This is a genomic window from Burkholderiales bacterium, from assembly GCA_015075645.1.
In the GTDB taxonomy this organism is placed as follows: Bacteria; Pseudomonadota; Gammaproteobacteria; order Burkholderiales; family Casimicrobiaceae; genus VBCG01.
In genome coordinates this window covers 61,566-84,987 of the sequence record JABTUF010000005.1, presented here as the reverse complement: position 1 = coordinate 84,987, position 23,422 = coordinate 61,566, and the positions used below count along the sequence as shown (strand labels likewise).

19 protein-coding genes are annotated in these 23,422 nt (G+C 71.0%); 16 read left to right on the top strand and 3 right to left on the bottom strand.

Annotated elements, in window-relative coordinates; all coding sequences use genetic code 11:
- Positions 1-5 precede the first annotated feature (5 nt).
- Entirely contained in the window at positions 6-1,586 is a 1,581-nt protein-coding gene (locus HS109_13660; protein MBE7523415.1) for a M48 family metallopeptidase, read from the bottom strand.
- Positions 1,587-1,595: 9 nt separating this feature from the next.
- Between HS109_13660 and moaC the strand changes: the two genes are divergently transcribed.
- The 13 genes from moaC to HS109_13595 all read left to right on the top strand — a co-directional run bounded on the left by moaC (position 1,596) and on the right by HS109_13595 (position 19,483).
- Complete coding sequence (gene moaC / locus HS109_13655) at positions 1,596-2,192, top strand: cyclic pyranopterin monophosphate synthase MoaC (GenBank protein ID MBE7523414.1); 597 nt, start codon at positions 1,596-1,598, stop codon at positions 2,190-2,192.
- 149 nt (positions 2,193-2,341) lie between these two features.
- A complete protein-coding gene (locus HS109_13650) occupies positions 2,342-3,127 on the top strand; it encodes a FadR family transcriptional regulator (GenBank protein MBE7523413.1) in 786 nt (261 codons plus the stop codon).
- A gap of 148 nt (positions 3,128-3,275) precedes the next feature.
- Positions 3,276-4,466, top strand: coding sequence for an extracellular solute-binding protein (locus tag HS109_13645; GenBank protein MBE7523412.1), 1,191 nt, complete (start codon positions 3,276-3,278; stop codon positions 4,464-4,466).
- A 246-nt stretch (positions 4,467-4,712) separates the two neighbouring features.
- Positions 4,713-5,789, top strand: a complete 1,077-nt coding sequence (locus HS109_13640) for an ABC transporter ATP-binding protein (GenBank protein ID MBE7523411.1) — start codon at positions 4,713-4,715, stop codon at positions 5,787-5,789.
- Positions 5,790-5,799: 10 nt separating this feature from the next.
- Entirely contained in the window at positions 5,800-6,675 is an 876-nt protein-coding gene (locus tag HS109_13635) for a sugar ABC transporter permease (GenBank protein MBE7523410.1), read from the top strand.
- Positions 6,672-7,514 (top strand): ABC transporter permease subunit, encoded by an 843-nt coding sequence (locus HS109_13630; GenBank protein MBE7523409.1) that lies wholly within the window; start codon positions 6,672-6,674, stop codon positions 7,512-7,514. Before HS109_13635 ends, HS109_13630 begins: the two co-directional genes overlap by 4 nt.
- On the top strand, positions 7,507-8,991 hold the full coding sequence (locus HS109_13625; GenBank protein MBE7523408.1) for a mannitol dehydrogenase family protein: 1,485 nt from the start codon (positions 7,507-7,509) through the stop codon (positions 8,989-8,991). The genes HS109_13630 and HS109_13625 overlap by 8 nt, the downstream gene beginning before the upstream one ends.
- Positions 8,992-8,999: 8 nt before the next feature.
- Positions 9,000-10,412: a glucuronate isomerase gene (gene uxaC / locus HS109_13620; GenBank protein ID MBE7523407.1), complete on the top strand. Its 1,413-nt coding sequence runs from the start codon at positions 9,000-9,002 to the stop codon at positions 10,410-10,412.
- Between the two features lie 157 nt (positions 10,413-10,569).
- A complete protein-coding gene (locus HS109_13615) occupies positions 10,570-13,431 on the top strand; it encodes an AMP-binding protein (GenBank protein ID MBE7523406.1) in 2,862 nt (953 codons plus the stop codon).
- On the top strand, positions 13,428-16,595 hold the full coding sequence (locus tag HS109_13610; protein MBE7523405.1) for a hypothetical protein: 3,168 nt from the start codon (positions 13,428-13,430) through the stop codon (positions 16,593-16,595). Before HS109_13615 ends, HS109_13610 begins: the two co-directional genes overlap by 4 nt.
- A 50-nt stretch (positions 16,596-16,645) precedes the next feature.
- Positions 16,646-17,776, top strand: a complete 1,131-nt coding sequence (locus HS109_13605; GenBank protein MBE7523404.1) for a hypothetical protein — start codon at positions 16,646-16,648, stop codon at positions 17,774-17,776.
- A 137-nt stretch (positions 17,777-17,913) separates the two neighbouring features.
- Entirely contained in the window at positions 17,914-18,429 is a 516-nt protein-coding gene (locus HS109_13600) for a DNA starvation/stationary phase protection protein (GenBank protein MBE7523403.1), read from the top strand.
- Positions 18,430-18,580: 151 nt separating this feature from the next.
- On the top strand, positions 18,581-19,483 hold the full coding sequence (locus HS109_13595) for a glycosyltransferase (protein ID MBE7523402.1): 903 nt from the start codon (positions 18,581-18,583) through the stop codon (positions 19,481-19,483).
- 7 nt (positions 19,484-19,490) lie between these two features.
- Here the strand turns inward: HS109_13595 and HS109_13590 are convergent, their stop codons facing one another.
- Together HS109_13590 and HS109_13585 are read right to left on the bottom strand one after the other, a co-directional pair.
- Positions 19,491-19,943: a D-tyrosyl-tRNA(Tyr) deacylase gene (locus tag HS109_13590; GenBank protein ID MBE7523401.1), complete on the bottom strand. Its 453-nt coding sequence runs from the start codon at positions 19,941-19,943 to the stop codon at positions 19,491-19,493.
- Positions 19,944-20,000: 57 nt separating this feature from the next.
- Positions 20,001-20,492 (bottom strand): hypothetical protein, encoded by a 492-nt coding sequence (locus HS109_13585; protein MBE7523400.1) that lies wholly within the window; start codon positions 20,490-20,492, stop codon positions 20,001-20,003.
- An 87-nt stretch (positions 20,493-20,579) separates the two neighbouring features.
- Here HS109_13585 and HS109_13580 point away from each other — a divergent pair, with 87 nt between their 5' ends.
- From HS109_13580 to rpsF, 3 genes are all read left to right on the top strand, one after another.
- The gene (locus HS109_13580; protein MBE7523399.1) at positions 20,580-21,788 is read left to right on the top strand and encodes a pyridoxal phosphate-dependent aminotransferase; all 1,209 of its coding nucleotides are present in this window, start codon (positions 20,580-20,582) and stop codon (positions 21,786-21,788) included.
- Positions 21,781-22,860, top strand: coding sequence for an aminopeptidase (locus HS109_13575; protein MBE7523398.1), 1,080 nt, complete (start codon positions 21,781-21,783; stop codon positions 22,858-22,860). The genes HS109_13580 and HS109_13575 overlap by 8 nt, the downstream gene beginning before the upstream one ends.
- Before the next feature lie 159 nt (positions 22,861-23,019).
- Positions 23,020-23,415 carry a 30S ribosomal protein S6 gene (rpsF, locus tag HS109_13570; protein ID MBE7523397.1) on the top strand — a complete coding sequence of 132 codons (396 nt, stop codon included), beginning with the start codon at positions 23,020-23,022 and terminating at the stop codon, positions 23,413-23,415.
- Positions 23,416-23,422 lie beyond the last annotated feature (7 nt).

Genomic DNA, 23,422 nt, shown 5'->3' with positions numbered 1-23,422 from the left:
CGCATTCAACCCGTGCGACCGAATCCTTCCTTCTGCTGGTCGGCCTGTTCCTTGCGGAGCGCGCGCAGGCGGGTTTCGACCACCGAACTCTCGTAGAAGTTCGCGTCGGGCGATTTCGCCGCGAGCTCGAGCTGGTCGATCGCCAGCGGGTAGTTGCCGAGCCACGCGTAGTACTCTCCCAGGTGGCGGTGCTGCTTCGCGGGCTGGTTCGTCGCGGCGTAGGCCTTGGCGGCGATCTCGTGCAACGGACCATCGGCAGGAAAGCGCTGCAACTGCGCTTCCGCGACCGCGGCGGCCTGCCGCGGCCTGCCGGCCCGGATCAGGGCCTCGGGATAGTCGTAGACGAGTTGCATCTTGTTCGGGTAGCGCGCGAGCGCGGACTCGAAGCGCGCGACCGCCCGATCGGCTTCGCCCGCCTCCAGCAGCACGTGCCCGGCCATGGCCTCGATCATCGGGTGCGCCGGAGCGATCTTCTCGAGTTCGGCGAGCGCGTCCTCGGCCCGCGCGATCTTGCCGTCGCGCAGCAGCGAGGCGACGAGCCCGTAGCGCGCGGCGACCTCGCTGTTGTACTTGCGTTCCCCGATCGCGCTGTCGAACCAGGCGACGGCCTCGCCGGGGGAACCGGCGTAGCTCCGCAGCAGCGCGCGCACCATCTGGAAGTCGAGCGAGTCGGCGACCTGGCGGTAGGGGGCGCCCGCCGCGCGCGCGCGCGCCTCGGCGATGCGCTCGTAGGTGACCGGGTGGGTGCGCAGGTAGGACGGCATCGTGCCGTCCGCGAAACGCGTGGCCTTCTGCAGCCGCTCCATCACCGTACCGGCCGCGTTCACGTCGAAGCCCGCGAGTTCGAGGCGCTGGAAGCCGATGCGATCGGCCTCCTGTTCGTTCTCGCGCGTGAAGTTGAGGGCGTTCTGCATCGAGAGCGCCTGTGCGGAGGCGATCGCCGCGCTCGCCGCGTCGTTGCCCGACTTCGAGTCGGAGCGCGCAGCGATGATCGCGACGGCGAGCGCGGCGAGCGACATCCAGACGTTGTTCTTCTGCGCCTCCATCAGACGCGCCATGTGGTTCTGCGTGACGTGCGTGATCTCGTGCGCGAGCACGCTCGCGAGTTCGGATTCGTTTTGCGCGAGCAGGATCAGGCCGGTGTTGACGCCGATGAAGCCGCCGGGAATCGCGAAGGCGTTGATCGACGAATCCGGCACCGCGAAGAACGTGAACTCGTAGCGGGGATCGTTGCGCGCGGCGACCAGGCGCGCGCCGAGTTCGTTCAGGTAGTCGTTGACCTCGGGGTCGTTCAGGTAGCCGCCCGAGGCGCGGATCTGCTTTAGCACCGTCTCGCCGAGCTTGCGCTCCTGCGCGGGCGACAGTCCGACCGTGGCGGAATCGCCGAGATCCGGCAGCGGCGCGTTGCGGCGCGGAAAGGTCGCGTCGGGCCGCGCGGGCGCAGGCGATTCGGGCGGGGCGGCGCCGAAGACGCCCGGCGGGTCGGCGGCGGCGACCGGCGGCGCCGCGAGCGCGAACGACAACGCCGCGCACAGGACGCGCGCGGCCGTTGCCGGCAAGAAGCGGGAGTAGGGGGGCCGGGGCATGCTGCTATGATGGCCGAATGGCCGCAGGAGTTCAGCGGGCGGCCGGTCGAACGCCCATCCGTGTCGAAGCGAAGCTCCCCGCGAAGCTCCCCGCGAACCCCGCGCGCATCGTCCCCGCGTTCGCCCGCGTCGGAGGATTTTACCCACTTCGATCGATCGGGGCAGGCGCACATGGTCGACGTGGGGGCGAAGCCCGCGACCCGTCGCGTGGCGCGCGCGGCCGGTCGAATCGCGATGGCGCGCGCGACGCTCGACAAGGTGCGCGGCGGCGGCGCGGCCAAGGGCGACGTGCTCGGCGTGGCGCGGATCGCCGCGATCGGCGCGGCGAAGCGCGCCTCGGACCTGATCCCGCTCTGCCATCCGCTGCCGCTCTCGCGGCTGGCGGTCGATTTCCGGTTCGACGACGCGGCATCCGCCGTGGAGATCGAGGTCACCGCCGAGACGACCGGCCCGACCGGCGTCGAAATGGAAGCGCTCACCGGTGCCGCGGTCGGACTCCTCACCATCTACGACATGTGCAAGGCGGTCGATCGGGAGATGCGCATCGAGGCGGTCCGGTTGCTCGAGAAGCGCGGCGGCCGGTCCGGGCATTTCCTCGCCCCGTAGGCGCGGGTCCAGGTAGTGGTTGGACCACTTGACCGCTGGACCGCGGCGGCGTTAGAGTTCGCGCGCGCCTTGAGGACCGCCGCCGTACGCGGAAGAAGCCGGTCCGGCGCACCGGAGCCCCTGCCGGGCTCCGGACGGAGGGTCCGACCGTGCCGCTGACCGTGGTGGAGCCGCAGAGGCTCTACCGTCGCATCGCCGACCAGATCGCCGCGTTGATCGACGCCGGCGAGTACGCGGCCGGATCGCGCCTCCCCGCGGAGCGCGAACTCGCGACCGCGCTGCGCGTGTCGCGCACCTCGGTGCGCGAGGCCATCATCTCGCTCGAGATCGCCGGCCGGGTCGAGGTCCGCGTCGGCAACGGCATCTTCGTGCGCGCGTGGGCGCCGGCCGCCGAGCGCACCGCCGACGCGGGTCCGGGTCCGTTCGACCTCCTCTCCGCGCGCAGCCTGATCGAAGGCGAGATCGCCCACGCCGCGGCCCGCACGATGAAGTCCGGCGACATCGCCGCGCTCCGGGCGACGATCGACACGATGCGCGGCGCCGGCGGCGACTTCGCCCGCGGCGACGACGCCGATCGGACCTTTCACCTCCGCATCGCCGAGGCGACGCGGAACAGCGCGCTGGTGCAGGTCGTCGCCGATCTCTGGGACGCGCGCCGCGGCGAACTGTGGACGCGCATCGAGCGCCATTTCCAGACGCCGGAACTGCGGGCGCGCACGATCGTCGACCACGCGGCGATCGTCGAGGCGCTCGCCGCCGGCGACGGCGACGGCGCACGCGACGCGATGCACCGTCACCTCGCGCGCGTGGCCCGGGAATTCCAGCGCAGCCTCGAGCCGCAGGGCAGCGCCCGCCCGTCGATGCGTGCCGCCGCATCCGTCAAGCCGCACCGCCGGACGACGGGCGGGGCATCCGGCCGCGGACGGGACCGATGAACGCCCGTCGGCCTCCACCGCGCCGGTCCATCGCGCGCGAATCGAATTACACTCTGCGCACGTCCGCCGTGTCGCGGTTCCCCGCCGGTCCGCTTCAGCGCGCTCCGGCTGCCCACGCGTCGTCCGATCCCGTCCGAAGGAGGAGTCCATGAAGTTCCCGTCGTCGCTGTTCCAGCTCGCGCGCCGCCGCGCGATCGGCACGATCGCCGCCGCGGCATCGGTCGCCGTGTTCGGCGCAGGCACCGCCGCCGCGCAGGCGCCCTATACGATCAACGTGGTCGATGTCGCCGGAAACCTCGCGCTCACGCAGGAGGCGTTCGAGCTGTACGCGAAGAAGAATCCCGGCAAGGTCGCGAAGTTCGTGTTCACCAAGGCCCCGGCGCCCGAACTCCCCGGCAAGCTCAAGGCCATGCAGGGCGCCGGCCGCAGCGACATCGACATCGTGCTCACCGGCACCGACGTGCTGGCCGCCGGCGTCGAGCAGGACCTGCTCGTGAAGCTCCTGCCGGAGCACGCGGCGAAGTTCCCGAAGCTGATGGAGAACTATCTGCCGGCGGCCGCCCAGATGCAGAAGCTCGCCTCCGACCGCGGCATCACGGTGACCTTCATGCCCGCCGGCCCGCTCGTCGAGTACAACCCGGCGAAGGTGAAGCAGCCGCCGACGACGCCCGCCGAACTCCTCGCGTGGTGCAAGGCGAATCCGAACCGGCTCATCTACGCGCGCCCGGCGAACTCCGGCCCGGGCCGCACGTTCATCATGGGCCTTCCCTACCTGCTCGGCGACAAGGACCCGAAGGATCCGGTCAACGGCTGGGACAAGACCTGGGCGTACCTGAAGCAGTTGAACGAGTGCATCGAGTACTACCCGACCGGCACCGGCGCGGTGATGAAGGAGCTGGGCGAAGGCTCGCGCGACATGACGATCACGATGACCGGCTGGGACATCAACCCGCGCGCGCTCGGCATCGTGCCGAAGGACTTCAAGGTCGCGCCGTTCCAGAACATGACCTGGGTGAACGACGCGCACTACATGGTCGTCCCGAAGGGCGTGCCGGCGGACAAGATGGCCGTGGTGCTCGACGTGATCGCGTTCATGCTGACGCCGGAGGCGCAGGCCTTCACCTACGACAAGGGCTACTTCTATCCGGGACCCGCGGTGAAGAACGTGCCGCTGTCGATGGCGCCGCAGGCCTCCCAGGACGCGATCAAGGAGTTCGGGCGTCCCGAGTACGCGGAGTGGATCGCCAAGTTCCCGCACACCCAGTCGCTGCCGCCGAAGGCGCAGGTCGACGCGTTCCGCATCTGGGACCAGCAGGTGGGGGCGAAAACGAAGAAGTAGGCGTATTCCGGACCGCCGCCGTGCGGGTCGAGGCGTACGCCAGGACCCGCATGGCGGCGGCCGGAATACGTCGCGCCGTTCGACCGTCGGCGAGGCGCCGACGGTCAACGCCGCGGGGAGGTCCGGGCCCGACGCCGGAATACGTCGCGCCGTTCGTTGTCGTGGCGATGCGTGCGGACACGCCTGTTGCCCAGGAGCGCAACCGGGCGGCATGATCGTGGTCGCACGCCAAGACCGGTGATGCCGATGAAACACGATTTCAGCGAACTCAAGCTCGACCGGGTCACGCGGCGGTTCGCGGGCGCCGGCGGCAAGGCGTTCAACGCGCTCGACGAACTCACGCTCACGGTGAAGCGGGGCGAGTTCATCGCGCTCCTCGGACCCTCGGGCTGCGGCAAGTCGACCGCGCTCAACTGCATCGCGGGGCTGCTCGGGCTCTCGGGCGGCAGCATCTGGCTCGACGACCAGCGCCTCGACACGCTGCCGCCGGAGAAGCGCGGCTTCGGCATGGTGTTCCAGAACTACGCGCTCTTCCCGCACATGAGCGTCGAGCGCAACGTCGGTTTCGGATTGAGAATGCAAGGTGTGCCCGCGGCGGAGATCGCACCGCGCGTCGAGCGCGCGCTCGCGCTGGTGCAACTCGTCGGGCAGGGCCACAAGCTCCCCGGGCAGCTCTCGGGCGGCCAGCAGCAGCGCGTGGCGATCGCGCGCGCGATCGTGATCGAGCCGCCGCTGATCCTGATGGACGAGCCGCTGTCGAATCTCGACGCGAAGCTCCGCATCGAGACGCGCGCCGAGATCCGCCGCATCCACCGCGAACTCGACCGCGCGACGATCTACGTGACGCACGACCAGGACGAGGCGCTGTCGCTCGCCGACCGCATCGTGGTGATGAAGGACGGCGCGGTGCAGCAGATCGCGCCTCCGCCCGAGGTGTACGGTGAGCCCGCCAACCTCGCGGTCGCGCGCTTCATGGGCTACCGCAACGTGCTCGATCTCGAGGTGACCGGGCAGGAGGGCGGCCGGGTGTCGCTCGCCGGGCCCGGGATCGCGCTCACCGGCGTCGCGATGCAGCCGATCGAGGGCCGCCGCGCGGCGGTGGCGATCCGACCGGAGGAGTTCATCGTCGGCGTCGGCGAAGGGGCGAACACGATCGAGGGGCGGATCGACAACGTCGAGTACTCGGGGCGCGATGCGCTGCTCGACGTCGTCACGGCGTCCGGCGCCGTGCTTCACGTGCGCGGGCCGGTGACCTGCCGCCGCGGCGACACGCTGCGCGTGCAGGTGCCTCCCGAGCGCGTGCTGGTCTACCGCCCGGATTGAGCGAGCGACGATGGCGACCTCCGCCGACGCCTACGCGCGCCCCGCGTTCGACCGCACGCTGCTCCTCGTCGTGCCGGCGGCGGCGTTCATGCTGATCCTGTTCGTCTACCCGTTCCTCTACGGCCTCGTACTGTCGTTCCAGCCGAAGGAGGGCGGGCTCCTCTGGAACTACGTCCACTTCTTCACCACCGACAACCTCTGGCCGACGATCGGCATCACGCTGAAGCTCGCGCTGCCCGCGACGCTCATCAACGTCGGGCTCGCGCTGCCGATCGCGTTCAAGATGCGGGTGAAGACGCGCTACCAGCGCGCGGTGACCACGATCCTCGTCGTGCCGATCACGCTCGGCACGGTGCTGATCGCCGAAGGGATGCTGCTCTACTTCGGTCCGAAGGGCTGGCTGTCGCACTTCCTGCAGTTCACGCACCTCTACGACGGGCCGATCCGGCTCACGCACAACTACTGGGGCGTGCTGATCTCGCTCGTGATCTCGGGCTTCCCGTTCGCGTTCTTGCTGATCCTGTCCTACATCACCGGCATCGATCCGGTGCTGGCCCGGGCCGCCGCGACGCTCGGCGCGGACCCGAAGGCGCAGTTCCGGCACATCTACCTCCCGTTGCTCGCGCCCGGCCTCGCCATGTGCTTCTGCCTCGCGTTCGTGCAGGCGTTCTCGGTGTTCCCGTCCGCCGTGCTGCTGGGTTCGCCCGCCGGGCCGACGCGCGTCATCTCGATCGCGGCCTACGAGGCGGCGTTCGAGCAGTACGACTATTCGCTCGCCTCCGCGATCGCGATGATCATGGGCTTCGTGCAGCTCGTGATCGTCGCGGCGGTGCTGGGGCTGCGCCGCGCCTTCTACCGTGGCCCGGTGTCCGGAGGCAAGGGATGAACGCCGGAAGCCTCGCCGAGCGGGTCTGGCGCTCGCTCCTGCTCGGATTGATGACGCTCTTCGTCGTCAACATCGGGCTCATGATCGCCGCGGTCGCGACGAGTTCCTTCGCGAAGCGCTGGCTCGGCACCTGGCTGCCGGAGGGCTGGACCGTGGGCTGGTACGCCGCGGCGTGGAAGGAGTTCCAGCTCGGCAGCGTCCTGTGGGTGACGATCGAGGTCGTGCTGGCGGTGGTGCTGCTCTCGCTCGTCATCGGCGTGCCGGCCGCCTACACGCTCGCGCGGCGCGACTTTCGCGGCAAGCAGGCGCTGATGCTGCTCTTCCTGCTGCCGCTGATGGTCCCGCCGATCACCTACGGCATCCCGCTCGCGACCGTGCTCTACCAGGCGCACCTCGGCGGGACGATCTGGGGCGTGATCCTCGCGAACCTGATTCCGGCGGCGCCGTTCGTGATCCTCGTGATGACGCCGTTCGTCGAGCAGATCGACGCCAACCTCGAGAACGCGGCGCGGGTCTTCGGCGCGAGCACCGCGCGCATGTTCTGGCACGTGCTGCTCCCGCTGCTCGGCCCCGGCGTGCTGGCCGCCTCGCTCCTCGTCCTCGTGCGCACGATCGCGCTGTTCGAGCTCACGTTCCTCACCGCCGGCGGCGATTCGCAGACGCTCGTCGTCGCGCTCTACTACGCCGTGTTCGCGGCCGGGGTGCGCGCGCCGCAGTCGGTCGACGCGATGGCCATGGTCTACATGGCCGTCACGCTGGTGTGGCTCCTGATCGCGCTGCGGTTCGTCAACCCGACGCAACTCGTCTCGCGCGTGAAGGAGCATCCGCAGCATGCCTGACCCGGCGCGGCTCGCGCTCGCCGCGCTCGGGCGCCTTCCCGCGGAGATCGCGCGGCCGAATTGCGATCCCGCAGGACTCGCCGTCGGCATCGTCCACCTGGGACTCGGCGCGTTCGCGCGTGCGCACGCCGCCGTCTACGCCGACGACCTCGCCGCCCGCGACCCGAACTGGGGCATCTGCGGCGTCTCGATGAAGACGCCCCGGGCGATCGCTCCGCTCGCCGCGCAGCAAGGGCTCTACACGGTCTGCGAACGCGATCGCCATGGCAGCCGCCTCCGGGTCATCGGCGCGCTGCGCGAGACGATGTTCGCGCCCGCCGATCCCGCCGCGCTGGTGCGCCGGATGGCCGATCCGCGGGTGCGCGTGGTCACGCTGACCGTGACCGAGAAGGGCTACTGCCACGATCCGGCGACCGGCAGGCTCGACCTCGGGCACCCGGACATCCGCCACGATCTCGAGCACCCCGGCGCGCCCGTGTCGGCGGTCGGTTTCCTCGTCGCGGCGCTCGACGAGCGCCGACGCACCGGCGCAGGCGCGCTCAACGTCGTCTGCTGCGACAACCTCCCGCACAACGGCCGTGCCGTCGAGGAACTGGTCGGGACCTTCGCCCGCGCGCGCGCGCCCGGACTCGCCGAATGGATCGCGTCGCACGCCGCGTTCCCGTGCACGATGGTCGACCGGATCGTTCCGGCGACGACCGGCGCGGACGTCGCCGATGTCGAGCGGCGGCTGGGTGTGCACGACGCAGCGCCGGTCGTCGCGGAGCCGTTCCGGCAGTGGGTGATCGAGGAGCGCTTCGTGGCGGCGCGGCCGAAGTGGGAGGAGGCGGGCGCACAGGTCGTGCATGACGTCGCCCCGTTCGAGACGATGAAGCTGCGCCTATTGAACGGCAGCCACTCGACGCTCGCCTACCTCGGATTCCTCGCCGGCCACGCGACGATCGCGCAGGCGGCGGGCGACCCCGCGCTCGGGCGGCTGATCGCGCGTCAGATGGCCGAGGAGATCGTGCCGACGCTCGCCACGCCGCCGGGCACCGACCTCGCGCGCTACTCTGCCACGCTCGTCGAGCGATTCAGCAACCCGGCGCTGCCGCACAAGACCGCGCAGGTCGCGATGGACGGATCGCAGAAACTGCCGCAACGACTGCTCGGTACGGTGCGCGACCGGCTCGCCGCCGGCGGCTCGATCCGCCATCTGTCGCTGTCGGTCGCCGGTTGGATGCGTTACGCGAGCGGCCGTGACGAACGGGGAGGAGCCATCGAGGTGGCCGACCCGATGTCCGCGCGCTTCGCTGCGATCGCGTCGTCCGCGGGCGATGATGCCGGACGGCTCGCCACCGGGTTCCTCGGCCTCACGCCGATCTTCGGCTCCGACCTGCCGGAGCAGCCGGTCTTCACTGCCGCGGTGACGCGCCATCTCGATTCGCTGCTGCGCCGCGGCGTGGCCGCGACCGTCTCCGAGCATCTCACCCACTGACCGCCGCCATGCACCCGCTCGCGCCGCATCCCGACCGCCTGTTCCCCGCCGATCCCGCGGTGCGCGCGATCGCCCGCGACCTCTACGCGTCGGTGAAGGACCTGCCGATCGTGAGCCCGCACGGCCACACCGACCCGGCGTGGTTCGCGGACGACCTGCCGTTCGCCGACGCGAGCGCGCTCTTCATCACGCCCGACCACTACGTGTTCCGGATGCTCTACAGCCAGGGCGTCGCGCTGGAGGCGCTCGGCATCCCGCGCCGCGACGGCGGCCCGGTCGAGACCGACGCGCGGAAGATCTGGCGCACCTTCGCCGCCCACTTCCCGCTCTTTCGCGGAACGCCCACGCGACTGTGGCTCGACCACGCGTTCCACGAGGTGTTCGGCATCCGCGAGCGGCTCGAACCGGCGAACGCGGACGCGATCTTCGACCGCATCAACGAAGCGCTCGCGACGCCCGCGTTCCGACCGCGCGCGCTGTTCGAGCGCTTCCGCATCGAGGTGCTCGCGACCACCGAGAGCCCGCTCGACCAACTCGCGCAACACGCGAAGATTCGCGCGAGCGGCTGGAACGGCCGCGTCGTGACCGCCTACCGTCCGGATCCGGTCGTCGATCCCGAGTTCGAAGGCTTCCGCGACCACGTCCTCTCCTTCGGCGCGCTGACGCGCGAAGATACGGCGACGTGGCGAGGCTACCTCGCCGCGCACCGTGCGCGCCGCGCGTTCTTCGCCTCGATGGGTGCCACCTCGACCGACCACGGCCACCCGACCGCGCGCACTGCCGATCTCGGCCCCGGCGAATGCCAGCGCCTGCTCGACCGCGCGCTCGCCGGGCACGCGACGGCGGAGGAGGCCGAGTCGTTCCGCGCGCAGATGCTGACCGAGATGGCGAAGATGAGCGTCGACGACGGTCTCGTCATGCAGATCCATCCCGGCAGCTTCCGCAACCACAACCCCTCGCTCCTCGCCTCGTTCGGCCGCGACAAGGGCGCCGACATCCCGACCCGCACCGACTACGTGCACGCGTTGAAGCCGCTCCTCGATCGCGTCGGCAACGAGCGCGGCCTTACGATCATCCTGTTCACGCTCGACGAGACCTCTTACGCGCGCGAACTCGCGCCGCTCGCCGGTCACTATCCGGCGCTGCGCCTCGGTCCCGCCTGGTGGTTCCACGACAGTCCCGAAGGGATGTTGCGGTTCCGCGAGCAGACGACCGAAACCGCGGGCTTCGCCAACACGGTCGGTTTCAACGACGACACGCGCGCGTTCCTGTCGATCCCCGCGCGCCACGATGTCGCGCGCCGCATCGATTGCCGCTTCCTCGCGACGCTGGTGGCGGAGCACCGGTTGGACATCGACGAGGCCCGCGCGCTCGCGCCCGAACTGGCGTATGCGCTCGCCAAGCGGACCTACCGCCTGTAGATCGGTCCCGGGCATTACAATGGGCGCGATGGCCCCCGCCGATCCTGGCGCTCGGCCCAAAGCCCGGCGGCCGGCTCGCCTGTTTCTGCCGGCGAAGCGCGTTCCGGTTGCGCTTCGGGCTGCCCAACCGGCCGGGCCGCAACGCCCCTGATTCCCCATGCCGACGCCTCCCGATACCGTCTACGCGCGCATTGCCCGTCACGCCGTGGAGCGCCCTGGCGCGCACGCGCTCGAGAGCCCCGGCAAGCCGCCGCTCACCTTCGGAAAGCTCGTCGAGATCATCGATGCGACGATCGGCGCGCTGAGCGCCGCCGGCATCGGCCGCGGCGACGTCGTCGCGGTCGTGCTGCCGCACGCGAGCGAACTCGCCACCGCGTGCCTCGCGGTGTCGGCATGCGCGCAGGCGGCGCCCCTCAATCCCGAATACCGGCGCGCCGAGCTGGAGTTCCACTTCGCGAGCCTCAAGCCGCGGCTGGTGATCCTGCCGGCGGGCCGTGCGCCGGCGGCGCGCGACGTCGCCCGGGCGACGGGGGTCGCGGTCGCGGACCTGCACGCCGATGCTGCGTCGACGGGCGCTTTCCGGCTTTCGTTCCCGACGACAGGGGGATCCGCGACGGGTCGCGGTCGGGTCCATGCCGACGACGTGGCGCTTTGGTTGCACACGTCGGGCACCACGGCGCGGCCGAAGAAGGTGCCGCTCACGCAGTCGAACCTCGTCGCCTCGGCCGAGGCGATGATCGCGTCGGTCGCGCTCACGTCGTCGGATCGCTGCCTGCACGTGCTGCCCATGTTCCACATCGGAGGCATCGTCGACGTGCTGATGGCGCCCCTCATGGCGGGTGGCACGGTCGTATGCACGTCCGGGTTCTCCGTGCCGGAGTTCTTCCTCGGGCTCGAAGTCGCGCGGCCGACGTGGACGCAGGCCGTCCCGACGATGCTCCGGGAACTCGTCGATGCCGCGCCGGAACATCGCGATGCCATCGCGCGTCGGCCGTTGCGTTTCATCCGGTCGGTGTCGGCTGCCCTGCCTGTCGACCTGCTCAAGGAAGTCCAGGGCGCCTTCGGGGCGCCGGTCGTCGAGATCTACGGGATGACCGAGACCGCCGGGGTGATCGCGAGCAATCCGTTCCCGTCCGGCATGCGAAAGCCTGGCTCGGTCGGGGTGGCCGCCGGCCCGGAAGTCGCCGTGGTCGACGAACGCGGCGTCCCGGTGCCGACCGGGCAGCGCGGGGAGGTGGTCGTGCGCGGCCGGAGCGTCATGCGCGGTTACGCCGACGACGAGGCGACGAACGCCGCGAGCTGGTTTGGCGACTGGTTCCGGACCGGGGACGAGGGGACGCTCGACGCCGACGGCTTCCTCTATCTCACCGGGCGCATCAAGGAGATCATCAACCGCGGAGGCGAGAAGATCTCTCCGCGCGAAGTCGACGAAGTGCTGCTGTCGCATCCGGCGGTCGCCGAGGCGGCCACGTTCGCGATCCCGCATCCCTCGCTCGGCGAGGAGGTGGCGACGGTCGTCGTGCTGAAGCCGGGTTCCAATGTGTCGAAGACGGCGCTGACCGAGCACGTCGGCTCCCGGCTCGCGTATTTCAAGGTGCCGCGCGTCGTGCACTTCCTGCAGGCGATTCCGAAGACCGCGGGCGGAAAGCTGCAGCGCAACCGCCTCGCCGAGACGCTCGGGCTCCGGGACGCGACGGCCGAGGCGCCTCGCGCCGCGTACGTGGCGCCGCGCACGCCGTTCGCCGCCGAACTCGCGCGACTCTGGGAGGCCACGCTCGGCGTCGAGCGCGTGGGCCTCGACGACGACTTCTTCGCATTGGGCGGCGACTCGCTCAAGGCGGCGAGCTTCGTCAACCAGATCCAGCACCAGTGGCACGAGACGGTCTACGTGACGGCGGTCTTCGACGCACCGACGCTCGCACGCCTCGAGAGCTATCTCTCGGCCCACCATCCGGAGCTCGTGGCGAAGATGACCGGCGCGGCGGTGCCGTCATCCGGACCCGCGCGGCGTGCGGTGGATCCCGATGCGTTGCGCCGCTTTCGGCGCGCGATCGCGAAGACGCTCGGCGAAGCGCCGTTGCCCCCCAAACGCAATCCGCAGGCCGTGTTCGTGCTGTCGTCGCCGCGCTCGGGGTCGACGCTCGTGCGTGCCATGCTCGGCGGCAACCGGGCGCTGTTCGCGCCGCCGGAGCTCTACCTGCTACCCTTCGACACGCTCGCCGACCGCAAGGCGTGGTTCTCGGGATCGCAGCGGTTCCAGCTCGAGGGCAACACGCGCGCATTGATGCAGATGCGAGGGATACCGCCTGAGGAGGCCGAGGCCGCGATGGCGCGTCTCGAGGCGGCGCGAACGCCGGTGCACGAGTACTACGGGACGATCCAGCGCGAGCTCGGCGGGCGCCTGCTCGTCGACAAGACTCCGTATTACGCCCATCGCCTCGACACGCTGGAGCGTGCCGAGGCGTTGTTCGAGGACGCCCTCTACATCCACCTCGTCCGCCATCCCTACGGCGTGATCCGGAGCTTCGAGGAGGCGAAGCTCGCGACCCTGTGGTATCCGCGCCTGGTTGGGACCGCCGAGGCGGAGCGCACGCCCAACCCCTGGCCGGGCCACCTGTTTCCCGAGATGCTGTGGACGGTCCTGAACCAGAACATCGCCGCGTTCCTCGCGGGCGTGCCGAGCGGACGGCAGCTCAGGTTGCGATTCGAGGACCTGGTCGCCGATCCAGGCCGCGCGAGCCGCGCGCTGTGCGAGTTCGTGGGCGTGCCGTTCGACCCCGCGATGCTCGAGCCGCACGCCGACCGGCGCGCGCGGATGACGGACGGCGTCCGCCCCGAGTCGCGCATGATCGGCGACATGAAGTTCCACGAGCACCGCACGATCGACGCATCGGTGGCCGACCTGTGGAAACGCGAGTACCACGACGACTTCCTGTCGGGTGCCGCCTGGGACGTCGCGGCGTCGCTCGGCTACGAGGAGACCGCGTCGCGCGACGGTCGCATCGGATTCGAACTGTGACCGATCTCGGCGCATTCCTCGCCGAACTCCACCGGCTCGACATCCGGCTCGACCTCGACGGGGACAGGCTGCGGGTCGACGCCCCCGGTTCCGCGATCACCGCGGAACTGCGCGCGGAACTCGCGAGGCGCAAGCCGGAACTCGTCGCCCATCTTCGCGGACCCTCGGCGCCCGCGGAGGGCGAGGCAGGCGGGGAACCGGGGCCCTCTCCGGGCCAGCGCCGGCTGTGGGCGCTCGCCGAGGCGAAAGCGAACGGTTCCGCGTACCACGTGCCCACGGCATTCCGGCTCAAGGGGCCGCTCGACGTTTCCGCCCTCGAAGCGGCGCTCGCGGACCTCGAACGTCGCCACGAGCCGCTGCGCACGACGTTCCTGGACGTCGGCGGCGCCCTGACATCCGTCATCGGCGCCCCCCGGCCCTTCGTCCTCCCGATCGTCGATCTCGGCACGCGACACGCCGGCGGCGGAGCGCTCGACGAAGCGATCCGGCGCGAGATCCGCGACGACGTGCGCGCGCCCTTCGATCTCGCGGTCGACCGCCCGTGGCGCGCCCGGCTCCTGAAGGCGGGCGCCGACGACCACGTGCTGGTGCTCGTGATGCACCACATCGCCTTCGACGGCCGGTCGAAGCCGATCTACCTCGCCGAACTCGCGGACGCCTACCGCGCCCGAACGGCGGGGCGCCCTCCGGCGTTCGCGCCCTTGCCGGCACGGTACTCCGACTTCGCCGCATGGCAGCACGCGGAAGCCGCCGCCGCCGAGTCGCGCGGGCTCGCGACCTGGCGCGCGCGGTTGCGCGGCGTCGAGGCGCTCGAGCTTCCGCGCGACCGGACGCGACCCGACATCGCGTCGCGTGGCGCGCGCAGCCTCGCCTTCGAGTTGCCGCTCGCGCTCGCCAAATCGCTGCGCGCCTATGCGCGGCAGGAGCAGTCGAGTCCGTTCGCGGTGCTGCTCGCGGCCCTGGCCGCGCTCCTCCACGGTCGCACCGGCCAGGAGGACATCGTGGTCTGCGCGCCGTTCGCCTCGCGCGATCGCGTCGCGTTCGAGGGGCTCGTCGGCTACCTCAACACGATCGTTCCACTCAGGGTCGACGCCACGGGCGATCCCGCGTTCCACGCCCTGGTCGCGCGCGTCCGCAGCACGGTGCTCGAGGCGTTCGAACATCAGCAGGTGCCGCTGGAACGACTCGCCACGCTGCCCGAGACCGTCCAGGTGCCGCTGACCCGCGCACTCCTGAGCTTCCAGGACGCGTCGACGCGCACGCTCGAGCTCGGGGGCGTCGAGGCGACGCCCGTCGACGTGCGGAAGGCCGGTTCGGACTTCGACCTCGCGCTGTATGCGGAGGGTCTGCGCGACGGCGGGGTCGGCGGGATCGTCGAATACGACGCCGACCAGTTCGACGACGCGACGATCGCCGCGCTGCTGCGCGACCTCGAGCGCCTGCTCGGCGCGGTGCTCGACGATCCGCACCGCGCGATCGGCGCGTTGCCTGCCTCGGTGCCCGGCCCGAGCGCCGTCGAGGCGCGCCTCCGGTCGCACCGCCAGATCGACCGGGCCGTGGTCGGGCGGCGCGCGGGTCATGCCGGAACGATCGCGTGGATGGTGCTGAACGAGCACGACGTTCCGCGACTGGAGGACGTGCGCGCATTCCTGCGAAGCGCCTTGCCGGCGTGGCTCGTGCCGACAGCGCTCGTGACCGTCGACCGCATGCCGCTAATGCCCGATGGCGGCATCGACCGCGCGGCGCTGCCCGACCCGCCGGCGCGGCGGAACCGCGCCGGGACGCCGTACGTCGCGCCCCGGACGCCGCTGGAGCGTCGGCTCGCCGCGGTGTGGCAGCGTGTGCTGTGGCTCGACACCGAAGTGGGCGTCGACGACCGGTTCCAGGACCTCGGCGGACACTCGCTGCTCTCTGCGCAACTCGTCGTCGAACTGGAGCGCGAACTCGGACACCGCCTGCCCATGAGCGTGCTGGCCGAACTCTCGACGGTCGCCGCGATGGCGCGAACGCTGGAGGCGCATGCATCGCAGGCGCGGACCGTACCCGACACGGGAACCGCGGGTGGACCGGGAGACCTGCCGGCGATCCTCGATCGCATCCGCGGCTATATCGCATCCTGGGCCGGCGAACGGGCCTCGCCGGATTCGCTCGTCATCGGCAGGAACGTCGCGGGGGCGGGCACGCCGCTGTTCTGGTGCCTGCAGCGCGAACACGAACTCTCGCAGCTCGCGCGCTACCTGGGACCGACCCAGCCGGTCTACGGCATGCGCAGCGGCAACCGGGTAATGGAGAAGACCCCGGCGAACATCGCGTCGCTGGCGGGCCGCTACGCGGACGAGATCGCCGCGCTGCGCCCCGGGGGCCCGCTCGTCGTCGGAGGCAACTGCCAGGCGGCGCGCATCGCGTTCGACATCGCGCGTTCCCTCGCGGCCCGGGGCCGGGCGCCGACGCTGCTGATCCTGCACGAGAAGTTCGTCCGCCAGCGTTATCCGGGCCCGGTCGCGCTGATGTTCGGCCGTGAGAGCGACCGCAATCCGTACCTGCAGTTTCGCCGCCCGGAGATTGGCTGGCGGAAGTTCTATTCGGGACCGGTGTCGTTCGACCTCGTGAGCGGCGCGCACGGCGACTTCTTCGTCGAGCCCAACGTGCAGGTGCTCACCGACACGCTGCGGCGGCGCATCGCGGAACTCGCACGCGCGCCTCGGCCGGTCGAACCCGGATCCGGCGGCCTGCAGATGCTGCGTCCGGAAGCCTGCCGGGTACGCCTTGCCGCCCGGGTTCCGCCCTCGACGATCGCAGGCGCGAAGTTCCGGGTCGAGGTCGAGGTGACCAACGACAGTCCGGTTCCCTGGCAGGCATTCGAGCAGAGCGGCATCGCCCTGGTCGACCGCTGGTTCGACGACGCACGCAACGAAATCGCCTGGCTCGACGGCTGGACGCCGCTGCCGCGCGGATTGCGGCCCGGAGACAGCGTCCGGCTGATCCTCGAGGCGACGGCCCCGGTTGACCCGGGACGCTACCAGATCGCCTTCGACCTCGTCGACGAAGGCGTGGCGACCTTCAACGCACGCGGTTCGAAGCTCCTGTTCGTGCCGATCGGGGTCGTCGGCGCGGGCGCGGAGACCGACTACAATGCTGCACCGTCCGGCGCCGCGGGGGCCTGAACCGCGCTGCGCGAGCAGGACACCGGCTCGACGAACCCCGGAACACCAGCATGTCCGTCTTCTATTCCAGGCTGCGCGAGGCGATCCGCCAGCAGGGCGGGATGTTCAATGCGCACCTGCACCTGGACCGCGCCGGCACGCTCGACGAACGCTACCTCGCGCACGTCGGCTTCCGCATCCTCGAAGTCTCCTACAAGTCGCTGCACGAGAAGCACAGCGTCATCCACGACATCCACGCCGGCCCCGCATTCGAGCGGGACGACCTCGCCCGCCGGGTCAACGAGGCGCTCGACGAGATGGTCGCCGTCCACACCGTTCGCGCCGACACGATGGTGGACTGCACCGCGGATCGGGTCGCATTGTCGGCGCTGGAAACGCTCGCCGGCGTCAAGCGCGCGCGGGAGCGGGAGATCGACTTCCGGTTGGGCGCCTACTCGCCGTTCGGCTTCCGGGACGACGAGCCCGAGCGCTGGGAGGTGATGGTCGAAGGGGCCCGGCGCGCCGATTTCATCGGTTGCCTGCCGGAGGCCGACGACATCGCCGACTATCCCGGCCACATCGGCTTCGGCGAGCACCTGCGCCGGATCCTCGAACTGGGCCGCGACCTCGGCAAGATGATCCACGTGCATACCGACCAGCGCAATGAGCCGCGCGAGGACGGCACCGAGCAACTGGTCGACGCGGTGCGCCGCTACGGCGCTCCGCGCTCGCCCGACGGCGAACCGATGGTGTGGGCGGTGCACATGATCTCGCCATCGACCTACGACGACGGGCGCTTCGGGCGGCTCGTCGAGGGCCTCCTCGAGTGCAACATCGGCGTCATCAGCTGCCCGTCGGCGGCCATCGGCATGCGCCAGCTCAGGCCGGTCATGACGCCGACGTACAACAGCATCCCGCGCATCCTCGAACTCCTGACCGCGGGCGTGCACGTGCGGCTGGGTTCCGACAACATCGACGACATCCTGTCGCCGTCGACGACGGCGGACCTGACCGACGAGGTGTTCATGCTGTCGGCGGCCCTGCGGTTCTACCACCCCGGAATCCTCGCGAAGCTCGCCGCAGGAAAGCGGCTCGACGCGGCCGATCGCGCGTTTCTGCGCGACCACCTCGAGAGCGACGCGCGCGAAGTGGCGAAGATCGTGGGCGACGGTGATCGGTCGCCGACGCGCGGCGGCGCCTGATCGCGCCGGAGGCGCGAGAGCGCGGTTATCGATGCGATAGCGAAGGCCGATTGGACGCTCCCCGCGTCCCGCCGGTACAGTGGAGGCTTCGAGGCGTGCCCGGATACGGGGAACGCGACATCATGACGGAGACGATCATGGCGAAAGCAGGCAAGTTGCGCTTCCGGCATCCGGCCGGGGCTCCCCAGGTGGACACCGGCATCGCGGCGAAGGACCGGGCGAAGATCGTCGCGGGACTCTCCAAGCTCCTCGCGGACAACTACACGCTCTACCTCAAGACGCACAATTTCCACTGGAACGTCACCGGTCCGATGTTCAACACGCTGCACCTGATGTTCGAGACCCAGTACAACGAACTGTGGATCGCCAACGACGCGATCGCCGAACGCATCCGCGCCCTCGGCCACCCGGCGCCCGGCACCTACGCCGAGTACGTGAAGCTCGCGTCGATCGAGGAGACGCCGGGCCAGCCGCCGGCCGAGGAGATGGTGCGGCTCCTGTGCGAAGGGAACGAGGCCGTCGTGCGCACGGCGCGCAAGGTCTTCCCGGCGGTCGACGCGGCCCACGACGAGCCGACCGCCGATCTGCTGACGCAGCGCATGCAGATCCACGAGAAGAACGCGTGGATGCTGCGGAGCCTGCTCGCGGGGTAGGGCGAGCGCGGAGGGTCGGTCGTCGTCGCGACGGCCGACCGCTTCGGGGCCGAGCGGATGTCCGCCGTCGGCCTCGCCGGGCAGGCGGCGCGCGAAGCGAACGGTCGGCGCGAACCGGCCGCAGCGACACGGTCAGCGGGGAGTGACCGCCATGCCGGACGAGCCGGCGACGATGCCACGGTTCTCGGTGATCGTGCCGACCTTCAACCGGCCGGTGGAACTCGCGGCGTGCCTGCGAGCGCTCGCGTCGCTCGACTATCCGGTGGAGCGCTACGAGATCGTGGTCGTCGACGACGGCAGCGATCCGCCGGTCGGCCTTCCCGGCAATCTTCCTCGGCCCGGCCTGCGCGTTCGCGTGCTCGCGCAGCCGAACCGGGGGCCGTCGGCGGCGCGGAACGCCGGCGCCCGAGCGGCCATGGGCGACATGCTCGCGTTCACCGACGACGACTGCGCGCCGGAGGCGGGCTGGCTTCGAGCGATGGCCGAGGCGGCGGCGTGCTCGCCACGAGCGCTCCTCGGGGGGCGGGTCGTGAACGGACTCGCCGGCAACCGCTGCTCGGTCGCGAGCGAGGCGATCGTCGAGGCGATCATGCTCCACCTGTTCGCGTCCGGCAGCGCCTTGCGTTTCCTGACCTCGAACAACCTCGCGCTGTCCGCGGACCATTTTCGCGCGATGGGCGGTTTCGACGAGCGCTTCCGGACCGCCGAGGACCGCGAGTTCTGCCACCGCTGGACCGCCGACACGCGTCCGATCGCGCTGGTGCCCGATGCCGTGGTCGAGCATCGCCACGACCTCACGGTGGCGACCTTTTGGCGCCAGAACTTCGGCTATGGGCGGGGCGCGTTCCGCTTCCACGCGAAACGGGCGCCTTCCGAGCCCCCGCTGCGCCTGGCCAACGTCGTCATGCATGCGCGCGCGTTTCGGCGGGCCTTCGATGCCATGCCGTTGCGCGAGGTCCTGCGGGTGGTGCCGCTCCTGGCCGTCTGGCAGATCGCCAACGCCTGCGGCTTCGCGTATCAGTGGGCGCTCGAGCGACGGGCCCGGTCCCGGTGACGGCGGGTTACTCCCGCGCCCGGCTGTCGATCGCGATCGTCACCGGTCCGTCGTTGACGAGCGCGACGCGCATCTCCGCGCCGAACACGCCGGTGGGCACGCCGCGCCCGAGTTCGCGGGCGAGCGAAGCGACGAACGCATCGAACATCGGGCGGGCGACCTCCGGCGGCGCCGCGCCGGACCACGAGGGTCGGTTCCCCTTGCGCGTCGATGCGTAGAGCGTGAACTGCGAGACGGCGAGGATGCCGCCGCCGACCTCGGCGACCGACCGGTTCATCACTCCGGCATCGTCGTCGAACACGCGCATCTGCACGATCTTGCGCGCGAGCCAGTCGCGGTCCTCCGTCGTGTCGTCGGGGGCCGCTCCCGCGAGCACGAGGAGCCCGCGCCCGATCGCGCCGGTGATCCGGCCGTCGACGGTGACGCTCGCTTCGAGGACCCGCTGGACGACGACGCGCATGGAGATCTGCTCGCGGGGGACGAGCGACGATATCAGATCGCGCGCGACGACCCGGCCTCATCGTTTGACCACCGTGCGCTCGACCTCGACGACGCGCCCGGTGTCGAACAGCACCGCGGTGACCGTGTCGGGGTCGGCGGGCGCGGGCATCCAGGTCCAGCGCGCCGACCGCCGACCCTTGCCGGTGGTGAAGTCCGGCGGGCCGACGCGCGCGAGCACCTCGCCCTCGCTCATGCCGATGCGCAGGTGGCGACGCGCGGCGGGATCGCCGAGGCGCGGAGGGTCGGGCTTGCGCGCTCGCTCGGCCTTCGGCGGACGGACGGGGACCTCGCGCTGGATCGTGCGCCGCGACGGCGCGGGCAGCACCGACAGCGGGGCATCGGACAGGACCGACCCGTCGATCGGCGGCGCGCCGCAGGGCCGATCCTGGTAGACGACGGCGCCGCGTTCGCTCGCGCATTTGTGCACGGCGGCGAACGCGTCGGTCGGTGCCGCGGCGAACGGGGCGAGGAGCGCCAGGGCGACGGCGAGCGTGATGGCCACTGACATCGGACGGGCCGGGACGGCGGGCGGTTGCGATGGAGGTACGATAGGAGGACGCATCCGCCGCCGCCTTCGGCCATTCGACCGATGGACATTCGCACCCGCCTCGCCGCCCGTGTCGCCGACATCGCGCCGTTCCAGGTCATGGAGGTGCAGACGGCCGCGCGCGCGCTCGAGGCTGCCGGACAGAGTGTCGTCCACATGGAGATCGGCGAGCCCGACTTCCCGACGCCCGCGCCGGTGCTCGACGCGGCGCGCGAGGCGCTCGACGACGGGGGCATCTACTACACCTCCGCGCTGGGACTGCCCGAACTCCGCGCCGCGATCGCGCGCCACTACGGCGAGCACTACGGCGTCGACGTGTCGAGCGAACGCGTGGTCGTGACCGCGGGTTCGTCGGCCGCGCTCCTCCTGGCGATGGCGCTCCTGGTGAACCGCGACGACGAGGTGCTGATGGCCGATCCCGGCTATCCGTGCAGCCGCAGCTTCGTCCGCACGCTCGAAGGCGAGCCGGTCGGCATCCCGGTCGGCGCGGACACGCGCTACCAGCTCACCGCGGACCTCGTGGCGAGGCGCTGGTCGCCGCGCACGCGGGCGGTCCTCGTGGCGTCGCCGTCGAACCCGACCGGGACGACGATCGCGCACGACGAACTCGCGCGCATCGCCGCGACCGTCGCCGACCGCGGCCGCAGGCTCGTCGTCGACGAAATCTACCTCGGACTGTCCCACGACCTCGCGCCGGGGGCGCGGCCGCCCTCCGCGCTCGCGCTCTCCGACGAGATCTTCGCGCTGTCGAGCTTCTCGAAGTACTTCAACATGACCGGCTGGCGGCTGGGCTGGCTGGTCGCGCCCGAGCGCCACGTGCGCGACCTCGAGAAGCTCGCGCAGAACCTCTACATCTCTCCGCCGACGCTCTCGCAGCGCGCCGCGCTCGCGTGCTTCGACCCGGCGACGATCGCGTTGCTCGAGACGCGGCGCGAGGCGTTCCGCGAACGCCGCGACCTGCTCGTCCCGGCGCTGCGCGCGCTGGGCTTCGGCATCCCGGTGACGCCCACCGGCGGCTTCTTCGTCTACGCGGACATCTCGCGCTTCGCGTCCGACAGCGTCGCGTTCTGCCGCGACGTGCTCGAGCACGCAGGCGTCGCGATCACGCCGGGCATCGACTTCGGCGCGCACCGCGGCGAATCGCACGTGCGCTTCGCCTACACGATCGCGCGCGAGAAGATCGAGGACGGCATCGCGCGCCTCGCGGCGTACCTGTCGGGGACGAGGGGCCGGGCCGGGAAGCCCCGGGGTGCCTGACGCCCGTTCGACGTTCGCGGTGGTCGCCGCGCTGGCGCTCTGCGGGTGCAGCGCCGAATACTATTGGCAGAGCGCGGCGGGACAGCTCGACCTCGTCGCCCGGGCGAAGCCGGTCGGTGAGGTGATCGCGTCGACCTCCGACCCGAGACTCAAGGACAGGCTCGAACTCGCGCGTTCGATCCGCGCGTTCGCGTCGAGCGAGCTCGGCCTTCCCGACAACGGAAGCTACCGCCGCTACGTGGATCTGGATCGGCCCTACGTCGTCTGGAACGTGTTCGCCGCGCCCGAGCTCTCGCTCGCGGCCCACGAATGGTGCTTTCCGGTGGTCGGCTGCGTCGCCTACCGCGGCTACTTCCACGAGGCGGATGCGCGCTTCGAGGCCGCGAGGCTCGCCTCGCGGGGCTTCGACGTCCACGTGGGCGGCGTCCCTGCGTACTCGACGCTCGGCTGGTTCGACGATCCGCTGCTCTCCTCGTTCATCCGCTTTCCGGACATCGAGCTCGCGCGCCTCGTGTTCCACGAGCTCGCGCACCAACTCGTGTACGTGCCGGGCGACACCGCGTTCAACGAGTCGTTCGCGACGGCGGTGGAGGAGGCCGGTCTCGACCGCTGGATCGCCTCGCGCCCGCCCGCCGAGGCCGCGCGGCTCGCCGCGGAACGCGAACGCGCCGAGCGCGGGCGCGCCGCGTTCCGTTCGCTCGTCGGCGAGGCGCGCGACGCGCTCGCGGCCGCCTATGCGAGCGAGCGCTCCGACGACGCGAAGCGCGAGGCGAAGCGCGCGATCATCGGCGCGATGCGCGCGGCGTGGGAACGCACGCGGTCGGCCGATCCCGCGCTCGCGGGCTACGACCGCTGGTTCTCCGGAGACGACGGATCGGGGCCCAACAACGCGAGCCTCGCGTCGGTCGGCCTGTACACGGCGCTCGTGCCCGCCTTCCGGGCGCTGCTCGCCAGCGAAGGCGGCGACCTCGCGCGTTTCTACGCACGCGTGCGCGAGCTCGCGGCGCAGCCGAAGGGCGAGCGCCACGCCGCGCTGGGCTCGCCCGGGGCGCAGCCGGATCCGCGGCCATAGATTCCAGGCCATTGATCCGGCACCGGAAACCGGTTACCATAGAAGGCTTTCCTGCCTCACCCGCCGCAGACGGGGAGGCCGTTCCCGGGCGGCCCCCGGACCGGTCGACGACCGGGACGGGGCTTGAAGCGCTGCCCCAGCCCACCAGGAGACCTCTGCATGCGTCACTACGAAATCGTCTTCATCGTGCATCCCGACCAGAGCGAGCAGGTGCCCGCGATGGTCGAGCGCTACCGCACGATGGTGACCGGCCGCGGCGGCCGCGTCCACCGACTCGAGGATTGGGGGCGGCGCCAGATGGCCTACCCGATCCAGAAGATGCACAAGGCGCACTACGTGCTGATGAACCTCGAGTGCGACCGCGAGACGCTCTCCGAACTCGAACACGCGTTCAAATTCAACGACGCGGTGCTCCGCCACCTGATCGTCGCGATGAAGTCGGCCGTCGTGGCCCCTTCGCCGATGATGAAGGAAGAGAAGTCGCGGTCGCTGACCGACAAGCCGGCCGAGCACAGCGAACGCGCGACGGCGCCGGAGGCCCCGGCCGCGGCGTGACCGGTCC